The sequence below is a fragment of the Acetobacterium sp. K1/6 genome (assembly GCF_034438075.1).
GTDB lineage: Bacteria > Bacillota > Clostridia > Eubacteriales > Eubacteriaceae > Acetobacterium > Acetobacterium carbinolicum.
The window spans coordinates 1-952 of record NZ_JAXQGA010000077.1; the positions used below are offsets into that span (position 1 = coordinate 1).

Genomic DNA, 952 nt, shown 5'->3' on the forward strand with positions numbered 1-952 from the left:
TGTGAAAAAAAAAAACGTGTTGTCATGGTCAGGAATTGATCCTGCTATAATATTATCGTATCTGTCTTCCCACGCATTGTCCGATGAGTTTAAAATATCATTAGCCAAGAGTGATAATTGTAGTTTTTTCTCAAAAAACGAAGTGTTAAACCCCAGAGATAATTTATATGTTCTGTCATAATAAGTCATTAACTCTTCACTGTTGCTGCTGAATGAAAAGTTGGCGAAAACACTGGTTTTATCAGTAATGGAGTAGTCGTTATTCGTTTGAAAATACCACGATGCTTTTCTTATTTTTCGAGCTGTGTTTAAATATGGAATTTCCATCATTGGTTTTTCTCCACCTAAACTAATGGTGCTGGTGAATTTTTTTAGGGAGTAATTGTAATCTATGTTTGCCGAAAAATATTGAGCCTTATTAATGTTTACAGGTGTATATTTTACGATGTCTGGATTTGATTCGGAAGTAAGTGCGCTTAGTATTCGAGCGTTTTTCTCATATCTGTATCCTATATTTACTGAAATAACCCGAAATAGACCCAAAGTGAAATCGATATTGTGACTGAGGCTAGGTTTTATCTCAGGATTTCCAACACTATAGGAGAGAGAATCGAAATAGGTAATATCAGTACTCAATTCATTAAAATTGGGGCGATCAATTTTTTTAGCGTAGCTCAATGTCACATCCAGTTTCTCAGAGAATTTTCGATTCACCAATAACGTAGGAAACCAATTGCCATAAGTCGAATCCAATACGGTTTTTTCATCCGAACGAATGTCTGTATTGGTGTATTCAAAACGCAAACCTCCTTGCAGTTTGAATTGGTTAAAGTCTTTTTCTACCGTAAAATAGCTTGCCACTGTACCATCCTTAATTTGATCTTGTGTTTTGTAGTTTTCCTGATTTGAGTTTTGATTTATTTTTTTTTTTCAACCAGAAGACGGCATACGA

At 34.6% G+C, this 952-nt stretch carries 1 protein-coding gene; it reads right to left on the reverse strand.

Features of this window, described 5'->3' with window-relative positions; translation table 11 throughout:
• A partial coding sequence (locus U2P91_RS17930; protein WP_322520107.1) for an outer membrane beta-barrel family protein occupies nucleotides 1-921 on the reverse strand: 921 nt, incomplete at its 3' end.
• Nucleotides 922-952 lie beyond the last annotated feature (31 nt).